The following is a 21861-nucleotide window of genomic DNA, read 5'->3' as shown; positions in this document are numbered from 1 at the left end:
GACCTTCAGGGGCGTATCCTGGCCAGGGATCGACTACTGCCCGGCGCGTTGCAGGGCCTCACGGGTCAACCGCCTGCTCAGTTGTTGTTCCTCGTAACCGATGTCGTTTTGTAACCCTTCGTACACCGCGTCGCTCATTCGCTCTGCGGTGAGCACGGTGGTTGGCGCAACATTGAGTTGCGTGGCGAGGTCCAGCAACCTTTGCTTGCTCATTTGTCGTTGCTCAATCGACGATCCTGGCGATTCAGACCAGGCGCGTTGTGCGTCCCGCAGTTCTTCGAGTAGATCGTTTTTGAGCTCGAAATTTCGGGCATTACGCTGGAACTCACGCGGGTAAGTGTTGCGCAGGTAGGTTTCCCAGAATGTCTGGGTGAGCATGTCGTTGATCAAGCCATCGCCTTCTCCCATCGAAATCACCGTATCAAAAGCGGTGTCGAGGGTCTCGGCACTGACACCGGCAACTTCTCGATAAAGCATTGCCTGCGATTGCCACGGCAGACCCAGGCGCTCAGCCAGTCCGGTTTCATAGGCCAGGTACACTTCGACTTCATCGGGCGTACCGGTACGACTGCCGAAATCCGCTCGGGCGATGTCATCGACCCGCATCAGGCGCGCGGCACCTTTTGCCAGCGTGACCAGTTGGCTTTCCAGGACGGTGGCCGACGTCGACAAGGCATAGGCTTCGGCTGCGAGCACCTTGATGCCCATGTGGTTGAACACCTGGGCCCCGGCATCGGCGCAGGTGGTAGGCGATGTTGCCATCTCGAACAGCTCTGTGCGCAGGTCACTGTCCAGGTCCATGGCTTCGATCATCCGCCACACCCTATCACTGAGTTGTTGGCGCAGGTCACCTCCCGCAAGATAATCGGCAGACCGCGTCTGCTTCTGGATCAAGGCGAAAAAATCTTCGGCGCCCGGCTCGTTCATCAAGTCGTGCCAGGCTTCCACTCTGAAAGTCCCCAATCCGGTCGCCTGGTCGCTCCACCACTGGGAGTCGTCCGACATGGGCCATTGATCGATCGCTCGATCGGCCATGGCCGAATAGACCTGCTCGGCATTCAGGCCTACCGAGCGTCTGTAGTCCTGGTAGGCGATACGATTGGCGTCCGAGAGGTCTTTCACATAGAGCCGTGCCCGCGCCACGAGGCGCGCGTCATCGGAACCCGGTACCACGCTTGGAATCTCGGTGAGCGGGTTTTGCATCAGGTCCAGTAGAAAACCCCGCGGCCGGCGCTTGTTGAGCAGGCCCTCAGGCCAGGTGGTCGCGCCGGTGTTGCTCAAGCTCAGGATCTTCAGTTTTGGCATGCGCTCCACGTTTGGCATCAATCCCAGCTGCGGGTTGTCGTCCAGCCTGATGGTTTCCATGCGCGTCAGGTGCTTGAGGTGCTCGACAGCGCGCGGCGTCAACCTGATCCGGTTGCTCATCAGGCGCAGGGTTCGCAGATAGTGCATGGCGCCGATACCTTCCGGCAGTTGCGTCAGTTGGCAGCCCCTGGCACTCAGTTGTCGCAGTTTCGAAAAGTTTTTCAGCAGGCCGCCGGCGTTGGCGGAAAACGTCGTGCGATCCAGGTTCAGGGTTTCTATCTGATCGAGGAAGCGCTGGATATCCGGCAGCTTTTTCCACCACAACTCGAGATCGTAGCGGCTTAATTCGGCTGAGAGGTCCAATACGTAGCCGTCTTCAAGGCGCGTGCTGCGCTCGCCGAACACGGTCGACTTCCTTTCGAAACATTGCATGAGCCGGTCGGCAATATGCTGCCCACCACCGTTTAAAAACCCGTTCCTGTCAGGGCCCCAGTGCTCCGGTTGCTGGTCGCGCCATTTGTCGAGAATTTCACCCAGCTCGTACTGTTCGCGTTCCAGGCGTTTGAGCGTCTCGAGCGCTTCGTCTGGCTCGCCCAGCGAATCTACAAATACCGCGACCTCCCGTTCATTGAAATGCGGATAGATCTCTCGCACCCGTTCTTCCGGCGTATCTGCAACGGTAGAAAGGCTCGGGCCACGCAGTAACCGTTCGGTCTGCAAATCCTGGGTCGCGCGAATCGGTGGCTCGGCCAGCACGGTCCGACGTTCAGCCGGTGCCTCGGTTTTCACCATCACCCACTGCTTGAATTGGGCGCCCTGGCCGGGTCGATAGCCCAGGCGAGCACGTTGGTCGGCGGGTAGCGCGTTGAGGACTGCCTGGTAAAAATCATCGGCTGCATGCAGTGGGGTGTTTGAGGCGTCATAAACGGCATATTTTCCCGGCTGCTCCCTGATCAGTTTGCGCAGGGTCGAAGCGTCCTCAGGGCCAACACTGCAACGCAAGTCACCGTCGTAGGTGCCGTCATGGACTTCGATACGCAAATCACCGAACGAATCGGTGAAAACCCTCAGGGTGTTCAGCACCAAACGTTCCGTGTCCGCCACCATCTGCACATCATCCTGGAACCCTTCGTAGGCATGATTGGTTTGTGCTTCGAAGGCTGCTTCACGGGCCAGGGATTTCAGGCGCAACGGTATCTGTTGATGGTCCGTCATGCGTTCAAACTCGGTGGCGCTGGCACGGGTCAGCAGCGTCTGCGCCACATTGGCCGGCAAGTCCGGGAACGTGGTGCAAAGCAGTTGAACGGAGGGGGTGTCGGAGCTTTGCGCAGCCCGGTAGAGCTGATTGAAAATATCCGGTTCGAGGCTGTTGGCCAGATCAGCCAGGCGATTGCGCAAGGCCTGAAGCTGCTCCTGCTTGGCGGGGTGACTGCCGATCAAGTCGCGCAGTTCTTCGTTACTCAGAAAATCGACAAGGCTTTGTGGCAGTTCACCGCTGGTGATGTGAGAGAGGCTGACGGACAGGGTTTGCGCCGGCGTAGCCTCGGCATTGCCATAGTGACGAGAGTGTCCTGTGAGATCGGCGTTTTCGTAGACCTTCAGGGCTTTTTCCGTGGGCCAGCCTTCCAGATAAGTCGCCAGCGGTTCGAACCAGTAAGCGGTCGGTTCTAGCGCGTCGCCGGTGCGGATGTTTTCGATGGCTTGGCGGGTCTGCTTCTGCAGTTGCAAGCGCTTGAGGCTGTCCGCCAGGAGCGGTGGTGGCGGGGTGTTGTCGACGTACATCCGGCGCAGCTCGCCGTCCTCGGTACCACTGATTATGCGGGTTTGCTCAAGCTCGGTATCACTGAATCCGTCCACGCCATGGCCGAGTCGACGCATCAGCGTCGGGCTGTCCCAGGTTCGCGGGTTTTCAGCTTCATGGGTCCAGGCGCCCAGGCCATTGTGCTCAAGCTCAGGTGAATAGGCGTTCGGGCGCTGTGGGTGCTTGATACGATAGCGCTGTGTTATCGGGTCTTGCCGCTGGACTTCGTAATGCTGGTTATCCAGCGCCAGGATGTGCTTGCCTTCGTGGGTGTGCAGTCCCAATGCATTGGGTTGGCTGTCGGCCGGCAACTTGAAATCTGGTAATGCGTAGGGGGTGAGATCGGGGTTCCACAGGCGGGTCTGACCCTCGGGGAGTACGACAGGCTTCAGGCTTTCGATGAATGCCGAGAGCCTCAGCCGGGGGATTTTCCCAAGCTCGGCCCCCGCCGCGAAAATCGCCAACTCCACGACATTGGTCACCACGGACACGATATGTTCGGCGGCTTCGATCCACAAGCCTTCGGCCAGGTCTACCAACGACTCGATAACGTCACTGGTGATCTGGTAGGCGGTATAGGCCATCATCAATTCGCCCAGGCCGGGTACGAACGGGGTGAGGACCATCAGCGCGACATTGAAGATGTCGGAAACTATTTTTTTGAAATTGTCCCACCAGGCCCAGCGGGCATTGCTGTCGGTGTCGGCGGTGGACACGGCAATGTGCTTGGCGTCGTTAAGGATCTTGTTCAGTTTTTTCTGAAAGAGATGTTCCCAGAGGTCACCGCTGACCGGTGTCACCGCAAACTGCAGGTGCGGGGTAGGCACGGGCTCCTCGCGCCATGTCGGACGTTGATCCAGGGGCTCCTTCTGATGCCATTCAATTGTGAACAGACGTTGCTGCAGCCCGGCAAAAAACGCCCCGCGCTCGGGCTGATCGACGAACTGGCTGAAGTATTGACGATAGGTCATGCCGCTGGAAGGGATGAAGTTGTTATCGCGCAACTGGCGGGTCAGTTCGTTCAGGAAGTCGGTGACCGACGGGTACTCCTTCAGGGGATGTTCCGGATCATGAGGGAGGTAAGCGATGATCGGCGCGACCTCGCGGGTTCGCTCAAGGTCTGGCGAAATCACCACGATGCCGGTCAGCGCCGTACCCATGATCGACAATTCGCCGAACTGTACTATTTTGCCCTTGAAGGTGAGGTTGCGCTGGCCATCGAGCATGGCCAGTACGAGCTGAAGGGTGTCGCGCTGAATGTCGCCAGTCATCACGGCCAGTTGTGCAGCCGCCGTGAACGCGGCTTTTTGGCTTTTGACCACGCTGCGTTTCAGGTAAGTCTCTGCGACCGGATCGCCGGGTAGCAAAAAGCTTTCAAGGTGTTCGGTGTATTGCGCGCCGATGTCCAGTTCGCGACACAGGGTCTGGAACTGGGCAATCGACATTTTGCGTTTGATCGGTTTGATGTCGAACAGTCCGCGTTCATCGGGCTGACTGATGAAATCGGAATCCGCTTCGCAGGTTTCGGAGAGAGCGAAGTTATGCAATGCGGCGTCCAGCAGGGAAACAGTACGAGTGGTGACGCCACTTGAGATATTGAGGGCATACCAGGGTCGTTCTTTAGGCAAGTAAAGATGTAAGTAAGTTGTTCGAACGTCGTCATCGACGCCGTATTGTTTTTTCAGTGCAGCACTTAATAGCGGTTCGGCGAATTCGTAAATATTTTGTAGCTTGTCCAGGGCCTTATCGACCTCGTTGTGTGTTGCCCAGAGTTCCAGGTTGGCATTTTTCAGCCGGTTGTGATTGTAGTTCGAGGCTGTCGTGACCCAGCGCGAGGGCCCCTTTTTAGCGGCGTCCAGTGCCTGTATCCGCTGCAGGGAAGCCGCCTGGATGACAGAAGGAATTCGATTTTTAATGAAGTCGTAGTGGCGGCCATTATTATCGGTTGTACGTCCTTGTAGTTCATTCACTTTTAATAAACCTTGAGTACCAATGGAAGTCACCAGCCTATCTTCCATCGCCCAAAGTAAAAGTCTGAATTCTTGCTGTTAAACCGCTGTTCGTCCGTACGAAACAGCGGGATTTTCCATGCCGAAAATAATTAATTACTACCCGGGTTCCTCAACGCCGTGCCACCTCTACGGGCAGGCACTGTGTATTACTCCCTGGTTGCAAATAAGGGGTGAGGATCGGCGCCATGCCTTTGAGCACTTGGGTTGGCAACGCCGAAGTGAACGTGAACGCCTCGGCCGAGCGCCCCGGCACGAATGCCGTCAGGGTGCCGAAATGATGGTCGCCGATGTAGAACACGAACGTGGCCGTGCGGTTGAGTGACTTGGAGCTGAGAATTCGCCCACCGGAGCCAATGGCTTCGATACGGTTGTCGCCGGTGCCGGTCTTGCCGCCCATGGCCAACGCCTTGCCATCCGGGGTGATGAAACTGCCGGATACACGTCTGGCCGTACCGGCGTCCACCACCTGCGACAAGGCTTCGCGCATGGCCGTGGCGACTTCGGATGGCATCACCCGTTTGCCGACGTCCGGGTCGTTGATCAGCTTGGTTTCGTAGGGTGTGTTCGCCGCGAAGTGCAGGCTGTCGATGCGCAGGGTCGGCATGCGCACACCGTCGTTGAGGATGGTGCCGATCAGCTCGGCCAGCGCCGCCGGCCGGTCACCGGAGCTGCCGATGGCAGTGGCCAGCGAGGGCACCAGGTGATCGAACGGATAGCCAACTTTCTGCCAGCGCTGGTGGATGTCGAGGAACGCTTCGATTTCCAGGATGGTGCGGATACGGTTGTCACGTGCGCCCTTGTGACGGCTCTTGAACAACCAGCTGTAGACTTCCTGGCGCTCGAACTGGCTGGCCTTGACGATGTCCTTGAACGTGGCGTCCGGGTGGGTCAGCAGGTAGCCCATCATCCACAGGTCCAACGGGTGGACCTTGGCGATGAAGCCCTGGTCGGGCAAGTCGTAGGTGCCGGGACCATAGGCGAGGTACAGGCGTTCGAGGCGCTCGTCGGTGAGTTTCTCCTTGTCGGTGGACTTTTCGCCTGTGAGGTGCGAACGCACAAAGGTGTTGAAACTTTGCTGGCTGGCGTGGGGTAACAGGTAACGGTGTACGGCGGCCAGGCGGATGGGCGTCGGGCGCATGCTGTCGAGGAAGGTCTCGAGCCGCGCCTGGGTGTCCTTGTTCTTGTATTTCTTCCAGAACTTGAGCAGGAACGACGTGCCTTCGCGGTCGGCGAACGAGGCCAGGTATTCCTGGCGCCGAGGGTCGCGATCATCCTTGAGCAGTTCGGCCCGGTTGTTGGGGCCCGAATAGGTGGTGTAGCGCACCAGGTCGCGCATCAGGCGAATGAACGGCAGGTTGATCGACTCACGCAGGGAATCGCGCAAGGTCGGGTTGCGCCCGTTGTCTTCCTTGCGGAAGTTATGAAACACATGCAAGCCGCCACCGGTGAAAAACGCTTCGCCGGGGCTGGCGGAGTACTTGCGATCCAGCGCGGCGCCGAGCATGGGTTGCAGGCTGTGGTCCTTGTTCTGGATCAGGTAGTCGACCACCCAGCGGCTCAGGCGATCCTGCTCCGGCACCTCGACTTTCTTCAGGTCCGGGACACTCATCTCGGCATATTTGTCGTGCAACTCGGCAATGATCTGCAGGTAAGTGGTCAGCACGCGCATTTTTGCCGTGGAGCCCAGTTCCAGTTTGCTGCCTTCATTGATGTCGAACGGCTGGTCGGTGCTGTCGGTCTGCACCCGCACCCGCGAGCCATCCGGGGTCAGTTCGAACAGGGTGAAGCTGTAGCGCACCTGGGTGGTGCTGGTGGGGGTCAGCAAGCGTTCGCCCATCAGGCCGATTTCAGCGGCATAGGCAGGGTCGGCCAGGCGCTTGAGGTAGGCGGTGGCCTGGGTTTGCAGGTCGCCTTGCAGGGTGCTGGTGGCCGAGAGGTCGAGCCGGTCGAGATCGTACAGCGGACGATTGAGCAGCCCGGCCAGGCGGCTGCGTGCCACGCTGATGCCCTTGTTGGTTTCGATCGGTTGAATGGTCGGTTGGGTGGCCCAGTCGCGATAGGTCACTTTGCTCGCCAATGCCGCGGCGGCAAAGGGCGCATCGATCACGCCGTTCTGTGCAAGCAGGCGAATGTGGCTGTCGGTGAGGTCGGCCAGTTCATCGCGACCCTTGGTCAGGTAATGGGAAGGACGGCGTTGGGCAATCATCAAGGACAGCATTTCGCGCAGGGCCAGGCCTTTGTCCGCCAGGCTCTTTGCATCCGTGGCATCGCTCGCCAGGGTTTTGTTGGCCGTGTTGAAGTCGGCGCCGTACCACACGCGCAAGCCCTCAGCCATGCCATGGACCTCACCGTGGCCCGGCACCGCCGACAGCGGCACGCTATTGAGGTAGTCGCGCACCACGTTCTGCCGGGCGATGAGCGTTTGCGGCCCATCCTGATAGGCGCGCACGGTGGCGGAAATCATCTGGCGAATCTTTTCCCCGCCCGACACGGTCAATCCGTCGGGTGAGTGCCGATACTTCTCCAGTTGCGTGGCCAGGGTACTGCCGCCTGCCGATTGACCGGGCAGGTGCAGCATCTTGGCGACCTGGGTATAGGCCGCCATGCCGAATCGCGGCCAGTCCACAGCCGGGTTGGCCAGGGGCTGGCGTGGGTCGAGCAGAAAGCGGTTTTCGATGAACAGCAGGCTGTTGACCACCACCGGCGGGATCGCCTCGAAGCTGGAATAGAGCTGTTGCGGATACTTGTACTGGTACAGGGGATTGGCGCGGCAATCGGTGATCGACAATCCCGCCTGGATTTTCTCCGCATAAGGCACGAACAGGCCCTTGCCCGTGTAGTCCATCAGGGCAGGAGAAAACCGGGTCTGGGCGGAAATCACGTAATCACGCTTGAGCAGGCGCGGCAGGAACTCGCCCAGCGAGCTGTAACCCAGGCGCAAATCGAAGGGGCCAGCGCCAGGGTAGCGGATCGAGTCGGTGGGACCGGGTTTGAGTTCATAGCTCAGGGTCTTGGCGAACTTGCTGGCTTCCCGAGCTTGAAACCGTGACGTGCGCATCTCCTTGGACGCCGCGAGGCCCAGGACAATTGCAATGATCACCACTAACAGCCAAAACGCTTTCCAGCCGTGCTTGACGCGACTGCGAGGAGGTTTTTCAGGTATTGGCGCTTCATCCACAGGTTCAGTCTGGACCACGTTTTTACTCGAATCGGTTTGTTCTAAAGCGCCCATAGTCGATTGATCCATTCACGCGCAGATTGATCGGACTTGTCTGAAGCTTAGTAGGAGCTGCCGCAGGCTGCGATCTTTTGATCCTGCTTTCACACAACAAAGTCAAAGGATCGCAGCCTCGTTGCACTCGGCAGCTCCTACAGGGCCGATCCAGAGGCGTCCAGAGCATTACCGAAACATGACGACGCACCAATACCGTGCAATACTCGCCGCCGTTTCAAAAGCGAAAAATCCTACAAAGCCTAGGCAATCCATCTCCGTAGATAGCGCTTTTACCGAGATTTACACCTGATTTTTGTGATTTATAGAGTGAAAATCTCTGTCGCGAGCTTTTTATACTGCACCCCCCGCTGATCGCGCAGGTTTTGCCCTGCAAGACGGTTCTGCCCATGAAGCAGGATCGGTTACGGGAGGCGCTGGCTTATCGGTCAACGCTTCGCCGCTCGGTGGATATATCCAATAACAAGACGAGGTTGTACCCCATGCCCGTAGGCAATCAGTTGCCCCACGGCGAGACCGCTCAAGGCGGCCCGCTCAAACGCGAACTCGGCGAACGGCATATTCGCTTGATGGCGCTCGGTGCCTGTATCGGCGTCGGTCTGTTCCTGGGTTCGGCCAAGGCCATCGAAATGGCTGGCCCGGCCATCATGCTGTCCTACATCATTGGCGGCCTGGCCATCCTGGTGATCATGCGCGCGCTCGGCGAAATGGCCGTGCACAACCCGGTCGCCGGCTCGTTCAGCCGTTACGCCCAGGACTACCTCGGCCCGCTGGCGGGCTTCCTCACCGGCTGGAACTACTGGTTCCTGTGGCTGGTGACCTGTGTCGCGGAAATCACCGCCGTGGCGGTGTACATGGGCGTGTGGTTCCCCGATGTGCCGCGCTGGATCTGGGCGCTCGCCGCGCTGGTCAGCATGGGCTCGATCAACCTGATCGCGGTGAAAGCCTTCGGTGAATTCGAATTCTGGTTCGCCCTGATCAAGATCGTCACCATCATTGCGATGGTATTGGGTGGTATCGGCATCATCGCCTTCGGTTTCGGCAACGACGGTGTGGCCCTGGGGATTTCCAATCTCTGGACCCACGGTGGTTTCATGCCAAACGGCGTGCAGGGCGTGTTGATGTCCCTGCAAATGGTCATGTTCGCCTACCTCGGCGTGGAGATGATCGGCCTGACCGCCGGTGAAGCGAAAAACCCGCAGAAGACCATTCCCAGCGCCATCGGCTCGGTGTTCTGGCGGATCCTGCTGTTCTACGTTGGCGCGTTGTTCGTGATCCTGTCGATCTACCCGTGGAACGAAATTGGCACCCAGGGCAGTCCGTTTGTGATGACCTTCGAGCGCCTGGGCATCAAGACCGCCGCTGGCATCATCAACTTCGTGGTGATCACGGCCGCGCTGTCGTCCTGCAATGGCGGCATCTTCAGCACCGGGCGCATGCTCTACAGCCTGGCGCAGAACGGCCAGGCCCCAGCCGGTTTCGCCAAGACCTCCAGCAACGGCGTGCCGCGTCGCGCCTTGCTGCTGTCGATCGGCGCCCTGCTGCTGGGCGTGCTGCTTAATTACCTGGTGCCTGAGAAGGTGTTTGTCTGGGTGACGGCGATTGCCACCTTCGGCGCGATCTGGACCTGGGTGATGATCCTGCTGGCCCAGCTCAAGTTCCGCAGAGGCCTGAGCGCCAGCGAGCGTGCCGGCCTCAAGTACCGTATGTGGCTGTTCCCGATCAGCTCTTACCTGGCGCTGGCGTTCCTGGTGCTGGTGGTCGGCCTGATGGCGTACTTCCCGGACACCCGCGTGGCGCTATATGTGGGCCCGGCGTTCCTGGTGCTGCTGACGGTGTTGTTCTATGTGTTCAAGCTGCAACCGACCAATGCGACGCAAGGTGCGGTGGGTTCGGCTTCGTAAGTCGTAACGCCTGAAATGCAAAAGCCCCGGTCAAATGATCGGGGCTTTTTTCATCCTGTAGCTGGCTTGTCGGGTCGCCGCATCGCAGCGAAGAAGCCCGAAAGGCCAGCGCAATACTCAAGACCGCCTTCGCCGGCAAGCCGGGCTCCTACAATGTTTTATGTTTGGCACGGATCCGTGGCTGTCCTCGCTCCCACAGGGGATCACCAGTGCACACAGATCTTGTGCACGGCGCCAATCAAAATGTGGGAGTGAGCTTGCTCGCGATGACTGCTGATCAGTCAATATAGATGCCGCCAGACCCACCGCCATCGCGAGCAAGCTTGCTCCTACAAGGGATCTCCAGTGCACACAGATCTTGTGCACGGCGCCAATCAAAATGTGGGAGCGAGCTTGCTCGCGATGACTGCTGATCAGTCAATCAAGATGTCATCTGACCCACCGCTTTCGCGAGCAAGCTCGCTCCCACAGGGGATCACCAGCGCGCACAGATCTTGGGCACGACGCCAATCAACCTGAGCTGGCTTGGCAGCGAAGGTGCGATGCGGCGACTCGACAAGCCAGCTCCTACAAGGCGGCGACGGCGGGAGCCGGTCGATTCAAGCGCTTGTTGAATTCCAGCCACGCCCCCAGCAACGCCATCAACCCGGCCCCCACCAACGCGGTGAAGACCTGCATGGCGAACGCATCGTCCGTCAGCGCATTGAGCATGTCCGCCAGGGGCGCCAGCAACACGCCCAGGCAGAAGATCTCCAGGGAAAAACGCCCCATGCGGCAGCATTGCTGTGCCAGCCAGTTTTGCGTCCAGCCGGTGTCGGGCAACAGTTTCGCGGCGACGTAGGCCAGCGCGAGAAAGTGCAACAGGCGCACAGGCGACAGGTTGGTCTTGCTGATCGGGTACAGCAGATTGCTCAGGCTCGCAGGCATCAGGGCGTCGTGGATCTGCGGCCAGCGCCAGGCGACCGTCAGCACCGCGGCGATCAATGCATACACCGCCGCCGTCATGAACAATGGCTGGCGCACCAGCGGCCGGGTGTCGGGCAAACGTGGGCGTTGCGCATGAATCGCCGCCGCGCCGCCGAGGATAAACAGCAGTTGCCAGGCCACGGGGTTGAAGTACCACACGCCATCCTTGATCGCGGCCAGGTTCCAGCCAAACAACGGTACGGTCAGGTACAGCGCAAAGGACACCGCCACCACCGGCCAGACCTTGCGCACCAGTATCGGCAGCACCAGCGGCAGGCCCGCCAGCAGCACGATGTACAGCGGCAGCGGGTCCATCAGGTTCGGTTTGAAGCGCAACAGGAGCTCATCGATCAAGGCCTGCTGGGGGTCGCTGATGAAATGGTGCATGCCCATTTCTTCCACCAGGTCGCGGGTTTCCACATGGCTGTTGGCGAAGAACACAATGCCCATCAGCATCGCCAGCAGGAAGATGTGCACCACATAGAGCACCCAGGCGCGGCGCAGGATTTTCACCCAGGCGATCAGCAAACCTTCCCGCGCAAGGACTTTGCCGTAGGCCAGGACGGCCGCGTAACCGGCCAGGAACACGAAGACTTCGGCGGCATCGCTGAAGCCGAAGTTGCGCAGGGTGATTTGACCCAAGGGGTTGTGGGGCACGTGATCCCAGAAAATGAAGATCAGTGCCAGGCCGCGAAAAAAATCGATCCGGTGATCGCGCGCTAACGTCATGACGGCAGGCTCGCTGGTAAACAGGTATTGAACAAAGGATGAGCCGAAGGCGCAAAAAGTTGCTTGCCGCCTATTGGCGGCGCGCAGGGTGGACTGATTCGCTGGTAATTGCAAAGGCGGGGTATTGCGGGATGTCTCCTGAGGTGGGCGCAGAGCCAGACCGCTGGTCTGAAAGGTCGGTATTCCTGCGATTTCTGACAGTAGACAAGCTCAAATGTTTGTGTGAGCAGCGTTCAATCGCAGGAGCGTCACGTGAGACTTTCATACAAGGGCTTGTCCAGCTACACCGTGATCGGCGTCGCCAATACGCTGATTCACTGGCAGATCTTTTTTCTCTTGAGCGTGGGCTTCGGCTTGACGCAAGCGGCCAGCAACCTGGCAGCCTTTTGCGTAGCGGCCTCGTTTTCCTTTTATATGAATGCGCTCTATACCTTTGATGCCAAGGCGTCAGTCGGCGGTTACCTGTTGTTCATGCTGGCGATGGGGGCGCTCAGCCTGGGCGTCGGCCATGTCGGCGATGTCTGGCGGTTGCATGGGTTGCTGACCGTGGCGCTGTTTTCTGCGTTGAGCCTGGTGTTCGGTTTCCTGTTTTCCAAGTACGTGGTGTTCCGTGAGCGTGACGTATGAAGGTTTCGCTTATCGTCCCGGTGTTTAACGAAGAACAGGCGATCAATCTGTTTTACCAGGCGGTACGACGAGAGTTGAAACTCGACGCGACCGAAGTCGAGATCGTGTTCATCAATGACGGCAGCTCCGATGGCACGGCCGAACAGGTGGCGGCCCTGGCGCAGGCGGACGAACAGGTCCTGCTGATCAATTTCTCGCGCAATTTCGGCAAGGAACCGGCGCTGTTTGCCGGGCTGGAATATGCCAGCGGCGATGCGGTCATCCCCATGGACGTAGACCTGCAGGACCCGATCAGCGTCATCCCGTTGTTGATCGAACAATGGCAAAAAGGCGCGGATGTGGTACTGGCCAAGCGCCGCGACCGCGCCGCCGACAGTTACTTGAAACGCCACAGCGCAGCGCTGTTCTACCACCTGTTGAATCGAATTTCCTACACCCGGATCGAGGAAAACGTCGGGGATTTCAGGCTGATGGATCGCAAGGTGGTGGACGTGATTCGCACCTTGCCCGAGCATCAATTGTTCATGAAGGGCGTGCTGTCGTGGGCCGGCTTCAACACCGTGGTGGTGGAGTACGAACGCGCCCGGCGGGTGGCGGGGGATAGCAAGTTCAACGGCTGGAAACTGTGGAACCTGGCGCTGGAAGGCGTGACCTCGTTCAGCACGGTGCCGCTGCGGTTATGGACGTATGTCGGCGGATGCGTGTCGATCTTTGCCGTGCTCTATGCGGTGTACATGGTGCTGGACAAGATTTTCTTCGGTAACAGCGTGCCCGGTTACCCTTCGTTGATGACCGCTATTCTGTTTCTCGGCGGCGTTCAACTGATCGGCATCGGCATCCTCGGTGAGTATGTCGGGCGGATCTACATCGAAGCCAAGCACCGGCCGCGCTATGTGGTCAAGGACATCGTCGGCGGCAAAGACAGGCGCAAACCCTAGCATGGGCAGGTTCAGCGATTTCTTCACCAAGGAACTCACTCGACGCCAGGCCTGGCTGTTTTTTCTGCTGGCGACCCTGGTGTACGTGCTGCCGCTGATCATTGCGGATTATCCCTACATCGATGACAACTGGCGCTCGCTGTCGGCCGGCATGGCCTGGGCCAAGGAAGGGCGTCTGTTCGCCGAGTTGTTCTACAACGCGCTGACCTTCAGCAGTGGCGCGCCGAACATTTTTCCGCTGCCGTTGTTGATCGCCACCCTGGCCATGTCCTGGGCACTGACCAGCCTGACCTTTCATCACTTCCGCGAACCGACCTTCGGCTGCTGCCTGGTGCTGTTGCCGCTCTGGTACAACCCGTTCTTCCTGCAGAACCTGACCTACCAGTACGACGGCCCGGTCATGACCTTGAGTGTGGTGGCGGTGATCTACGCCATCACCTTTCGTCACACTTCGCGCAGCCTGCAATGGCTGGTGCCTTCTTTCCTGATTGCGCTGGCGCTGGGCCTGTATCAAATCAGCGTCAATGTGTTTCTCGGCCTGTGCTGTCTTGAAGTGCTCAGGGCGGTCAATGACAAAGTGGCCTGGCCGCGTTGGGGCGGTTTGATCGGCTGGAGAATCGCCCAGCTGTTTCTCGGATGGCTGATTTACCTTGTCAGTGCATACCCCTTCATGGGGCAGGGTCGCACGGTGTTGCTGGACTGGGCAGCGCAGCCTTTGCTGCAGATCCACATCAACATCACGCGGGTACTGGAAAAAGTCGTGCTGCTGTTCCATGGCGGATTTGCCTGGGTGGCGGCCGGGTTGGTGCTCTGTGCCATTGCCGGTGCAGTGTGTTTGGGATTGAGGGTTATCGAGCGCAAGGACAGTGGACCGAAGAAACTGCTGATCGGCCTGCTGTGTGTGCTGACAGTGCCGGTCGTGGTGTTGCTGGTGTCCGGCGTCGCGCTGGTCTTTCGCGACTTCAACGAAGGCGCCAGGACCCTGATGGGATTCGCGGTGTTGCTGGTGCTGCTGTTCTACTTGAGTCACCTGGCCCTGGCCACACTCCACGAACGCTTGCCGCTGTTGTTGCTGGTGCCGCTGCTGGGCATGTTGTCGTTGTCGTTCGCCTATGGCCGGGTCCTGACGGTGCAGAAAGCCTTCGCCGGCAGCGCGCTGAGCAGCCTTGAACATAACATCGCCAGCCATCAACCCTTGCGTGACGCCAAGCGCATCTACATGTCGGTGACCTATTCCGATCACTGGCTGCTGGGGGCGGCGGGTTCGTTCAAGCAGATGCCGGTGTTGCATTACCTGCTGAACGTCGACTTCTACATGCTGGCGGAAAACCTGCCCAAGGTCGGCATCACCAACGTGGTGGCGGAGAAGGAGCGGCGCAATGCGACGCGGGTGGGTTATCTAGGTTACACGCCGTTGGTGGAGAGCCAGTTCTACCGGATCTACCTGATTGGTGATTACGGATTTATCGTGATGAAAGAACCGGCCCCGATCAAATCGCTTCATTGGTAAAGCGCAATGTCGGAGCCGTGAAGGTCAGGCCGCAGCCTCTTCATTGGGCTCGAAACTGTCTGCCCGCGCCATCTGCCACATCCGCGAATAAAACTCGCCATTCACTTCACCGGTCAGCAACTCCCCCGGTTTGAGGAACACATGCAGCTGTGAGAACAGCTTGATCTCGGTGGCCGACATGCGCCGCACCAGGTGCTTGGCCGACAATTGCGATGGATGTTCAAGGCCGGCGGCAGCGAGCATCTCGGCCAGGCCCTTGAGAGTGTTACGGTGGAAGTTGTAGACGCGCTGGGCCTTGTCCGGCACCACCAGCGCGCGCTGACGCAGGGTGTCCTGGGTGGCGACGCCGGTCGGGCATTTGTTGGTGTGGCAACTTTGCGACTGGATGCACCCGATGGCGAACATGAAACCGCGCGCCGAGTTGGCCCAATCGGCACCGATGGCCAGCACGCTGGCGATATCGAACGCACTGACGATCTTGCCGCTGGCACCGAGCTTGATCTTGTCCCGCAGGTTCAGGCCGACCAGGGTGTTGTGCACGAACAGCAGGCCTTCGCGCATCGGCACGCCGATGTGGTCGGTGAATTCCACAGGCGCGGCGCCGGTGCCACCTTCCTTGCCGTCGACCACGATGAAGTCCGGGAGGATGCCGGTTTCCAGCATGGCCTTGGCGATGCCCATGAACTCCCACGGGTGACCCAGGCAAAACTTGAAGCCTACCGGTTTACCACCGGACAGCTCGCGCAGTTGCTGGATGAAATGCATCATCTCGATCGGCGTGGAAAACGCACTGTGGCGGGACGGCGAGATGCAGTCTTCGCCCATCAGGATGCCGCGTGTGTCGGCGATCTCGCGGGTGACCTTGTGCTTGGGCAGGATCCCGCCGTGGCCGGGTTTGGCGCCCTGGCTCATCTTGATTTCGATCATCCGCACCTGGGGCGTTCGGGCCTGTGCGGCGAAACGCTCGGGGTCGAAGCGGCCATCGCTGGTGCGACAGCCGAAGTAGCCGCTGCCCAGTTCCCAGGTCAGGTCGCCACCGTGTTCGCGATGATAAGGGCTGATGCTGCCTTCGCCGGTGTCGTGGGCGAAGTTGCCGAGCTTGGCACCCTGGTTCAACGCGCGGATGGCATTGGCACTGAGCGAGCCGAAGCTCATGGCCGAAATGTTGAACACCGACGCGCAATACGGCTGGGTGCATTGCGGGCCGCCGACCGTGACCCGGAAACCGCTCGGGTCGCTCAAGGGCGCCGGGCGCATCGAGTGGCCGATGAACTCGAAACCCGACTGGTAGACGTCGATCAAGGTGCCGAACGGTTTGTCGGCGCTTTCATTCTTGGCCCTGGAGTAGACCAGCGAGCGCTGGGCCCTGGAAAAGGGCAGGGCGTCGCTGTCGGATTCGAGCAGGTATTGGCGGATTTCCGGACGAATGCCTTCGACCAGATAGCGGATATTGCCCAGGATCGGGTAATTGCGGCGCACTGCGTGGGGGCTTTGCAGCAGATCGAACAGGCCGATCAGGCTGAGTACGCCGGTGACGGCAGTGATAGGCCAGAGCCAGTCGTGTTGGAGGAAGGGCAGGCTGGCGAGGGTGAAGATCACGCAGGCGGCAAAGAAGGCGTAGCGGCTCAGGAGTGACAGGCTCATACGGTTTCCTTGGGTTCGGACTCAAAAACTTTGGCAATACACAAACCACCTCGCGATGGCGGTGCGTCAGCCAACATCAATGTCGAATATAATGGCGTTTTTGAGTCAAAGGCCTTTTTAATGTCAATGTCTGTTGCCCAGCCCTCTGCACTTATCCACATCGCCGCCGCCCTGTTGATCGGCCCCGACGGGCGAACCCTGCTGGTGCGCAAGCGCGGCACCCAGGCGTTCATGCAACCGGGTGGCAAGATCGAGGCCGATGAAAAACCGGTCAGCGCACTGGCCCGGGAGCTGGAAGAAGAGTTGGGTCTGCTCATCGATACGGCGCATGCCACGTTCCTCGGGCAGTTCTCGGCCCCCGCCGCCAATGAGCCGGGTTTTGTCGTGCAGGCCGAACTGTTTCTGCTGACCATCGATGCCGAAGTCACCCCGGCTGCCGAGATCGAAGAAGTGATCTGGATCGATCCGGCCAGCGACGGTGGTGTCGTTCTGGCGCCATTGACACGGGACCTGATCCTGCCGTTTTATCGAGCTTCGCTGACCGCTATCGCCTGATCATTACGCAAGGGACTTCGCCCATGATCCCGCTTCAAGACCTGCTGATTTTCGCCGCTGCCGCGTTGCTGATGGTGCTGACACCGGGGCCGAACATGATCTACCTGATCTCCCGTTCGATCTGCCAGGGACGCAAGGCCGGGGTCACCTCGTTGCTTGGCGTGGTCGCGGGTTTCTTCGTGCATCTGTTCGCCGCCGCGGCCGGTTTGACCGCGGTGTTCCTGGCGGTGCCAATGGCCTATGAAGTGTTGAAGTGGGCCGGTGCGCTGTACCTGTTGTGGCTGGCCTGGCAGGCGGTCAAGCCGGGTGCGCGTTCGCCGTTCGAAGCGCAGCAGCTGCCACCGGACTCGTCGCGCAGGCTCATTACCATGGGTTTTCTCACCAGCGCCCTGAACCCGAAGATTGCGGTGTTCTACCTGTCGGTGTTCCCGCAGTTCATCAGCCCCGAGCACGGTTCGGTGTTCACGCAAAGTATCGTCCTGGGCCTGACCCAGATCAGCGTCAGTTTCTGCGTGAACCTGATGATCGCCCTGTTCGCGGCGGGCATCGCGTCATGGTTCGTCAGCAATCCGACATGGCTGGCGATGCAGCGTTATTTCATGGGCTTTGTCTTGTCGGCGCTGGCGTTGCGCTTGATGCTCGAGCAAAAACGGATGGCCTGAACATGTTGATTCAGCGACTGGATGCCAGCCATGCGCTGGACTATCGGACGATGACGCTCGAAGCTTACGACCGGCACCCCCGGGCGTTCACCTCCAGCGTGCGCGAACGAGCAACGATGCCCTTGAGCTGGTGGGAGTCGCGCCTGACCGGCAAGCTGGATGTGGTGCTAGGCGCTTTCGACGAGGGCCGGTTGGCGGGCATCGCCGGGCTGGCCTTCGAGCCCCGGGAAAAGGCCCGGCACAAGGCGACGCTGTTTGGCATGTACGTGTCCGCCGACGTGCGCCAGCGCGGGCTTGGTTTGCAACTGGTGCAGGCGGTGCTGGCCGAGGCGCGGACCCATCAATATCTGCGGCTGATCAAATTGACCGTCACCGCCGGCAACGATGCCGCATTCAACCTCTATCGGCGCTGCGGCTTCGTCCAGTTCGGCCTGGAGCCGATGGCAGTGCGGGTGGGGGAGGATTACTTCGACAAGATCCACATGTGGCGCGAACTCTGAATCCGCCCCGATCAAAAAATGTGGGAGCGGGCTTGCTCGCGAATGCGGGTCAACATTCAGCATTGAAGCTGACTGATACACCGCTTTCGCGAGCAAGCCCGCTCCCACATATCAACGAACGGCGCTTACCCCATCCAGCGTCGAAAACGACGTGTCCTTGGCCGTCAGCAAAAAATCCCTCATGTACGGCGCATCGAGCATGTCGGCCCGAATCGCCGCATACAGCGTCGCAAACAAACCTTTCTCGCCCAGGCGCTTGGCCTTCACGTAGCCCCGTGAGCTGTATTCATGCAGTGCCCAATGGGGCATGCCGCACACGCCGCGACCGCTGGCCACCAGCTGCATCATCATCACCGTCAGTTCCGACGTGCGGACCTGGGCCGGCTCGACGTCGGCCGGTTCCAGAAAGCGCGTGAAGATATCCAGCCGGTCACGTTCCACCGGGTAGGTGATCAGGGTCTCGCTGAGCAGGTCCTGCGGGACGATGTAGGCCTTGTTGGCCAGGCGGTGCTGGTTCGCCACCGCGAGCATCGCTTCATAAGTAAACAGCGGCACATAGGTGATCCCTACCAGATCCACCGGGTCGGACGTCACCACCAGGTCCAGGTCGCCACGGGCCAGGGCGGGCAGGGGGGCGAAAGAGAAGCCCGACGCCAGGTCAAGCTCGACTTCCGGCCAGGCATCGCGGAACTGGTCGATGGTTGGCATCAGCCACTGGAAGCAACTGTGGCATTCGATGGCCATGTGCAAGCGCCCGGCGGTGCCTCCGGCCAACCGCGCGATGTCGCGCTCGGCCGCGCGCAGCAGCGGCAAGGTGGCATCGGCCAGTTGCAGCAGGCGCAAACCGGCGCTGGTGAAACGCACGGGCTTGGTCTTGCGCACGAACAACGGCATGCCCATGCGTTCCTCAAGCTCCTTGAACTGATGGGACAGCGCCGACTGGGTCAGGTGCAGGCGGTCGGCCGCATCCACCAGGCTATCGGCTTCGCGCAAGGCGTGCAGGGTCTTCAGGTGACGGATTTCAAGCACCGGGGGCTCCATGAGGAAAACTTGTGATCAACACGAAAAGGTTGAGTTTGTCTCATGATGCCCTGGCTGTCGACAATAGCGCCATCTTTTACAGGAGCAATTCGACATGGCCGTAGCCCACACCCTTGGTTTTCCCCGCATCGGTGCCGACCGCGAACTGAAAAAAGCCCTCGAATCCTACTGGAAGGGCGACCTCGACCAGCAAGCGCTGCACAGCGTCGGTCGCCAGTTGCGCGCTACTCACTGGCAATTGCAGAAAGACGCCGGCATCGACCTGCTGCCGGTCGGCGACTTCGCCTGGTACGACCAGGTACTGACCCATTCCCTGGCATTCGGTGTGATCCCCGAGCGCTTTGACAGCACCCGGGACGAACGCGGCCTGCCGACCCTGGACACCTTGTTCGCCATGGCCCGTGGCGCCACCGTGAGCTGTTGCGGCAGCGAGCACGGCCAGGCGCAATACGCCCAGGAATTGACCAAGTGGTTCGACACCAACTACCACTACCTGGTCCCGGAATTCAGCGCAGACCAACAGTTCAAGCTGAGCTGGGAGCAGCTGTTCGACGAAGTGGGCGAAGCCCAGGCTCTGGGGCACACCGTCAAGCCCGTCATAATCGGCCCGCTGACTTACCTGTGGCTGGGCAAGGTCAAGGGCGACGACTTCGACAAACTCGACCTGTTGGAACGCCTGCTGCCGGTCTACAACGAAATCCTCGGGCGCCTCGCTGCCCAAGGGGTGGAGTGGGTACAGATCGATGAACCGATCCTGACCCTCGACCTGCCGCAGGAATGGAAAAACGCCTTTGAACGCGCCTACCACATCCTCCAATACTCGCCGCTGAAAAAGCTGTTGGCGACCTACTTCAGCGGCCTGCAGGACAACCTCGGCCTGGCCGTCGGCCTGCCGGTGCAAGGCTTGCACATCGACGCGGTGCGCGCGCCGGATCAACTGCTGCACGTGCTCGATCGCCTGCCGACCTACAAGATCCTCTCGGTGGGCCTGGTCAATGGCCGCAACGTCTGGCGCTGCGAGCTGGAACCGGTGCTGGCACAACTGCAATTTGCCCAGGAACGCTTTGGCGACAACCTCTGGGTCAGCAGCTCCTGCTCGTTGCTGCACAGCCCGGTGGACCTGGAGCGCGAAGACAAACTCGATCCCGAGCTGAAAAGCTGGCTGGCGTTTGCCGTGCAAAAATGTGGCGAAATCGCCGTACTGCGCGATGCCCTGAACGATCCGCAAGCGCCCAAGGTGCAAGCCGCGTTGGCCGAAAGCCGTGCCATTGCGACCAGCCGCGCTGAATCTCCGCGCATCCATAAAGCCCAGGTGCAAGCCCGCATCGATGCCATTGGCACAGCGGACAGCCAGCGCCAATCGCCGTTTGCCCAACGCATCGAGCAACAGCGTGCACGGTTGAAACTGCCAGCGTTCCCGACCACCACCATCGGCTCGTTCCCGCAGACCGGCTCGATTCGCCTGGCGCGCCAGGCTTTCAAGCAAGGCAAGCTGTCGGCCAACGACTACACCGACGCCATGCACCACGAAATTCGTCATGCCGTGCAAATCCAGGAACGCCTGGGGCTGGACGTGCTGGTGCACGGTGAAGCCGAACGCAATGACATGGTCGAGTATTTCGCCGAGCAACTCGATGGCTATCTCTTCACGCGTTTTGGCTGGGTGCAGAGCTACGGTTCACGCTGCGTGAAACCGGCGATCATCTACGGCGACCTGAGCCGCCCGAAAGCCATGACGGTCGACTGGATCACCTATGCGCAGAGCCAGACCGACAAGGTCATGAAAGGCATGCTCACCGGTCCCGTGACGATGCTGATGTGGTCCTTCCCCCGTGAAGACGTGTCGCGCAAAGTCCAGGCACAGCAACTGGCGCTGGCCCTGCGCGACGAAGTGCTGGACCTGGAAGCGGCCGGCATCAAGATCGTGCAGATCGACGAAGCCGCATTCCGCGAAGGCCTGCCGCTGCGTCGGGCACAATGGCAGGAATACCTGGACTGGGCGGTGCAGGCATTCCGCTTGAGCGCCAGCGGCGTGCGTGATGAAACGCAGATCCACACCCACATGTGCTACAGCGAATTCAACGACGTGATCGAGGCCATCGCGGCGATGGATGCCGATGTGATCACCATCGAAACCTCGCGTTCGGACATGGAGTTGCTGCAGGCCTTCGAAGCGTTCGACTACCCGAACGACATCGGTCCGGGTGTCTATGACATCCACTCGCCACGGGTGCCGGACACGGCCGAGATGGTCAAGTTGATCAGCAAGGCGGTGAAGCGGATCCCGGCCGAGCGGTTGTGGGTCAACCCCGATTGCGGGTTGAAGACCCGCGCCTGGCCGGAGACTGAAGCGGCGCTGGTGAACATGGTGGCCGCGGCACGCCAGCTGCGAAGCCAACTGGCTTGAGGAACCCGCACGGGAGCGGATTGACCGC

Annotated in this window: 13 protein-coding genes; 8 read left to right on the top strand and 5 right to left on the bottom strand. The window is 60.0% G+C overall.

All coding sequences use genetic code 11. The annotated features are described in order from the left end of the window. Positions 1-33: 33 nt before the first annotated feature. Both SOP85_RS16315 and SOP85_RS16310 read right to left on the bottom strand, forming a co-directional pair. Positions 34-5124, bottom strand: a complete 5091-nt coding sequence (locus SOP85_RS16315) for an NEL-type E3 ubiquitin ligase domain-containing protein (protein WP_442967909.1) — start codon at positions 5122-5124, stop codon at positions 34-36. Positions 5125-5227: 103 nt separating this feature from the next. Continuing rightward, positions 5228-8350, bottom strand: a complete 3123-nt coding sequence (locus SOP85_RS16310; RefSeq protein WP_323627497.1) for a transglycosylase domain-containing protein — start codon at positions 8348-8350, stop codon at positions 5228-5230. 482 nt (positions 8351-8832) lie between these two features. On the opposite strand from SOP85_RS16310, the gene SOP85_RS16305 reads away from it, so the two are divergent. Then, entirely contained in the window at positions 8833-10254 is a 1422-nt protein-coding gene (locus SOP85_RS16305) for an amino acid permease (RefSeq protein WP_274074263.1), read from the top strand. A gap of 567 nt (positions 10255-10821) precedes the next feature. Here SOP85_RS16305 and SOP85_RS16300 read toward each other — a convergent pair. Next, positions 10822-11949 carry an OpgC family protein gene (locus tag SOP85_RS16300; protein ID WP_274074264.1) on the bottom strand — a complete coding sequence of 376 codons (1128 nt, stop codon included), beginning with the start codon at positions 11947-11949 and terminating at the stop codon, positions 10822-10824. A 252-nt stretch (positions 11950-12201) separates the two neighbouring features. Between SOP85_RS16300 and SOP85_RS16295 the strand changes: the two genes are divergently transcribed. Genes SOP85_RS16295 through SOP85_RS16285 form a run of 3 tightly spaced genes read left to right on the top strand, consistent with a single transcriptional unit; the run spans position 12202 to position 15024 of the window. Then, a complete protein-coding gene (locus SOP85_RS16295; RefSeq protein WP_274074265.1) occupies positions 12202-12576 on the top strand; it encodes a GtrA family protein in 375 nt (124 codons plus the stop codon). After that, a complete protein-coding gene (locus tag SOP85_RS16290; RefSeq protein ID WP_274074266.1) occupies positions 12573-13514 on the top strand; it encodes a glycosyltransferase family 2 protein in 942 nt (313 codons plus the stop codon). Before SOP85_RS16295 ends, SOP85_RS16290 begins: the two co-directional genes overlap by 4 nt. A gap of 1 nt (position 13515) precedes the next feature. Continuing rightward, the gene (locus SOP85_RS16285) at positions 13516-15024 is read left to right on the top strand and encodes a glucosyltransferase domain-containing protein (RefSeq protein ID WP_323627496.1); all 1509 of its coding nucleotides are present in this window, start codon (positions 13516-13518) and stop codon (positions 15022-15024) included. Positions 15025-15048: 24 nt separating this feature from the next. Here SOP85_RS16285 and SOP85_RS16280 read toward each other — a convergent pair whose 3' ends face one another. After that, a complete protein-coding gene (locus tag SOP85_RS16280; RefSeq protein WP_323627494.1) occupies positions 15049-16668 on the bottom strand; it encodes an FMN-binding glutamate synthase family protein in 1620 nt (539 codons plus the stop codon). A 120-nt stretch (positions 16669-16788) separates the two neighbouring features. On the opposite strand from SOP85_RS16280, the gene SOP85_RS16275 reads away from it, so the two are divergent. The 3 genes from SOP85_RS16275 to SOP85_RS16265 are packed head-to-tail and all read left to right on the top strand — an operon-like array spanning position 16789 to position 18385. Continuing rightward, complete coding sequence (locus tag SOP85_RS16275; protein ID WP_323627493.1) at positions 16789-17223, top strand: NUDIX hydrolase; 435 nt, start codon at positions 16789-16791, stop codon at positions 17221-17223. Between the two features lie 23 nt (positions 17224-17246). Then, a complete protein-coding gene (locus tag SOP85_RS16270; RefSeq protein ID WP_274074270.1) occupies positions 17247-17885 on the top strand; it encodes a LysE family translocator in 639 nt (212 codons plus the stop codon). Between the two features lie 2 nt (positions 17886-17887). Then, complete coding sequence (locus SOP85_RS16265) at positions 17888-18385, top strand: GNAT family N-acetyltransferase (RefSeq protein ID WP_323627492.1); 498 nt, start codon at positions 17888-17890, stop codon at positions 18383-18385. Between the two features lie 111 nt (positions 18386-18496). On the opposite strand, the gene metR is transcribed toward SOP85_RS16265, so the two are convergent. Further along, entirely contained in the window at positions 18497-19414 is a 918-nt protein-coding gene (gene metR / locus SOP85_RS16260; protein WP_274074272.1) for a transcriptional regulator MetR, read from the bottom strand. A 106-nt stretch (positions 19415-19520) separates the two neighbouring features. Here metR and metE point away from each other — a divergent pair, with 106 nt between their 5' ends. After that, on the top strand, positions 19521-21833 hold the full coding sequence (metE, locus tag SOP85_RS16255) for a 5-methyltetrahydropteroyltriglutamate--homocysteine S-methyltransferase (RefSeq protein ID WP_323627491.1): 2313 nt from the start codon (positions 19521-19523) through the stop codon (positions 21831-21833). Positions 21834-21861 lie beyond the last annotated feature (28 nt).

Source organism: Pseudomonas sp. YuFO20 (assembly GCF_035064975.1).
In the GTDB taxonomy this organism is placed as follows: Bacteria; Pseudomonadota; Gammaproteobacteria; order Pseudomonadales; family Pseudomonadaceae; genus Aquipseudomonas; species Aquipseudomonas putida_AE.
The sequence above is the reverse complement of the archived record's forward strand: the minus strand, read 5'-3'. Positions and strand labels throughout refer to the sequence as shown.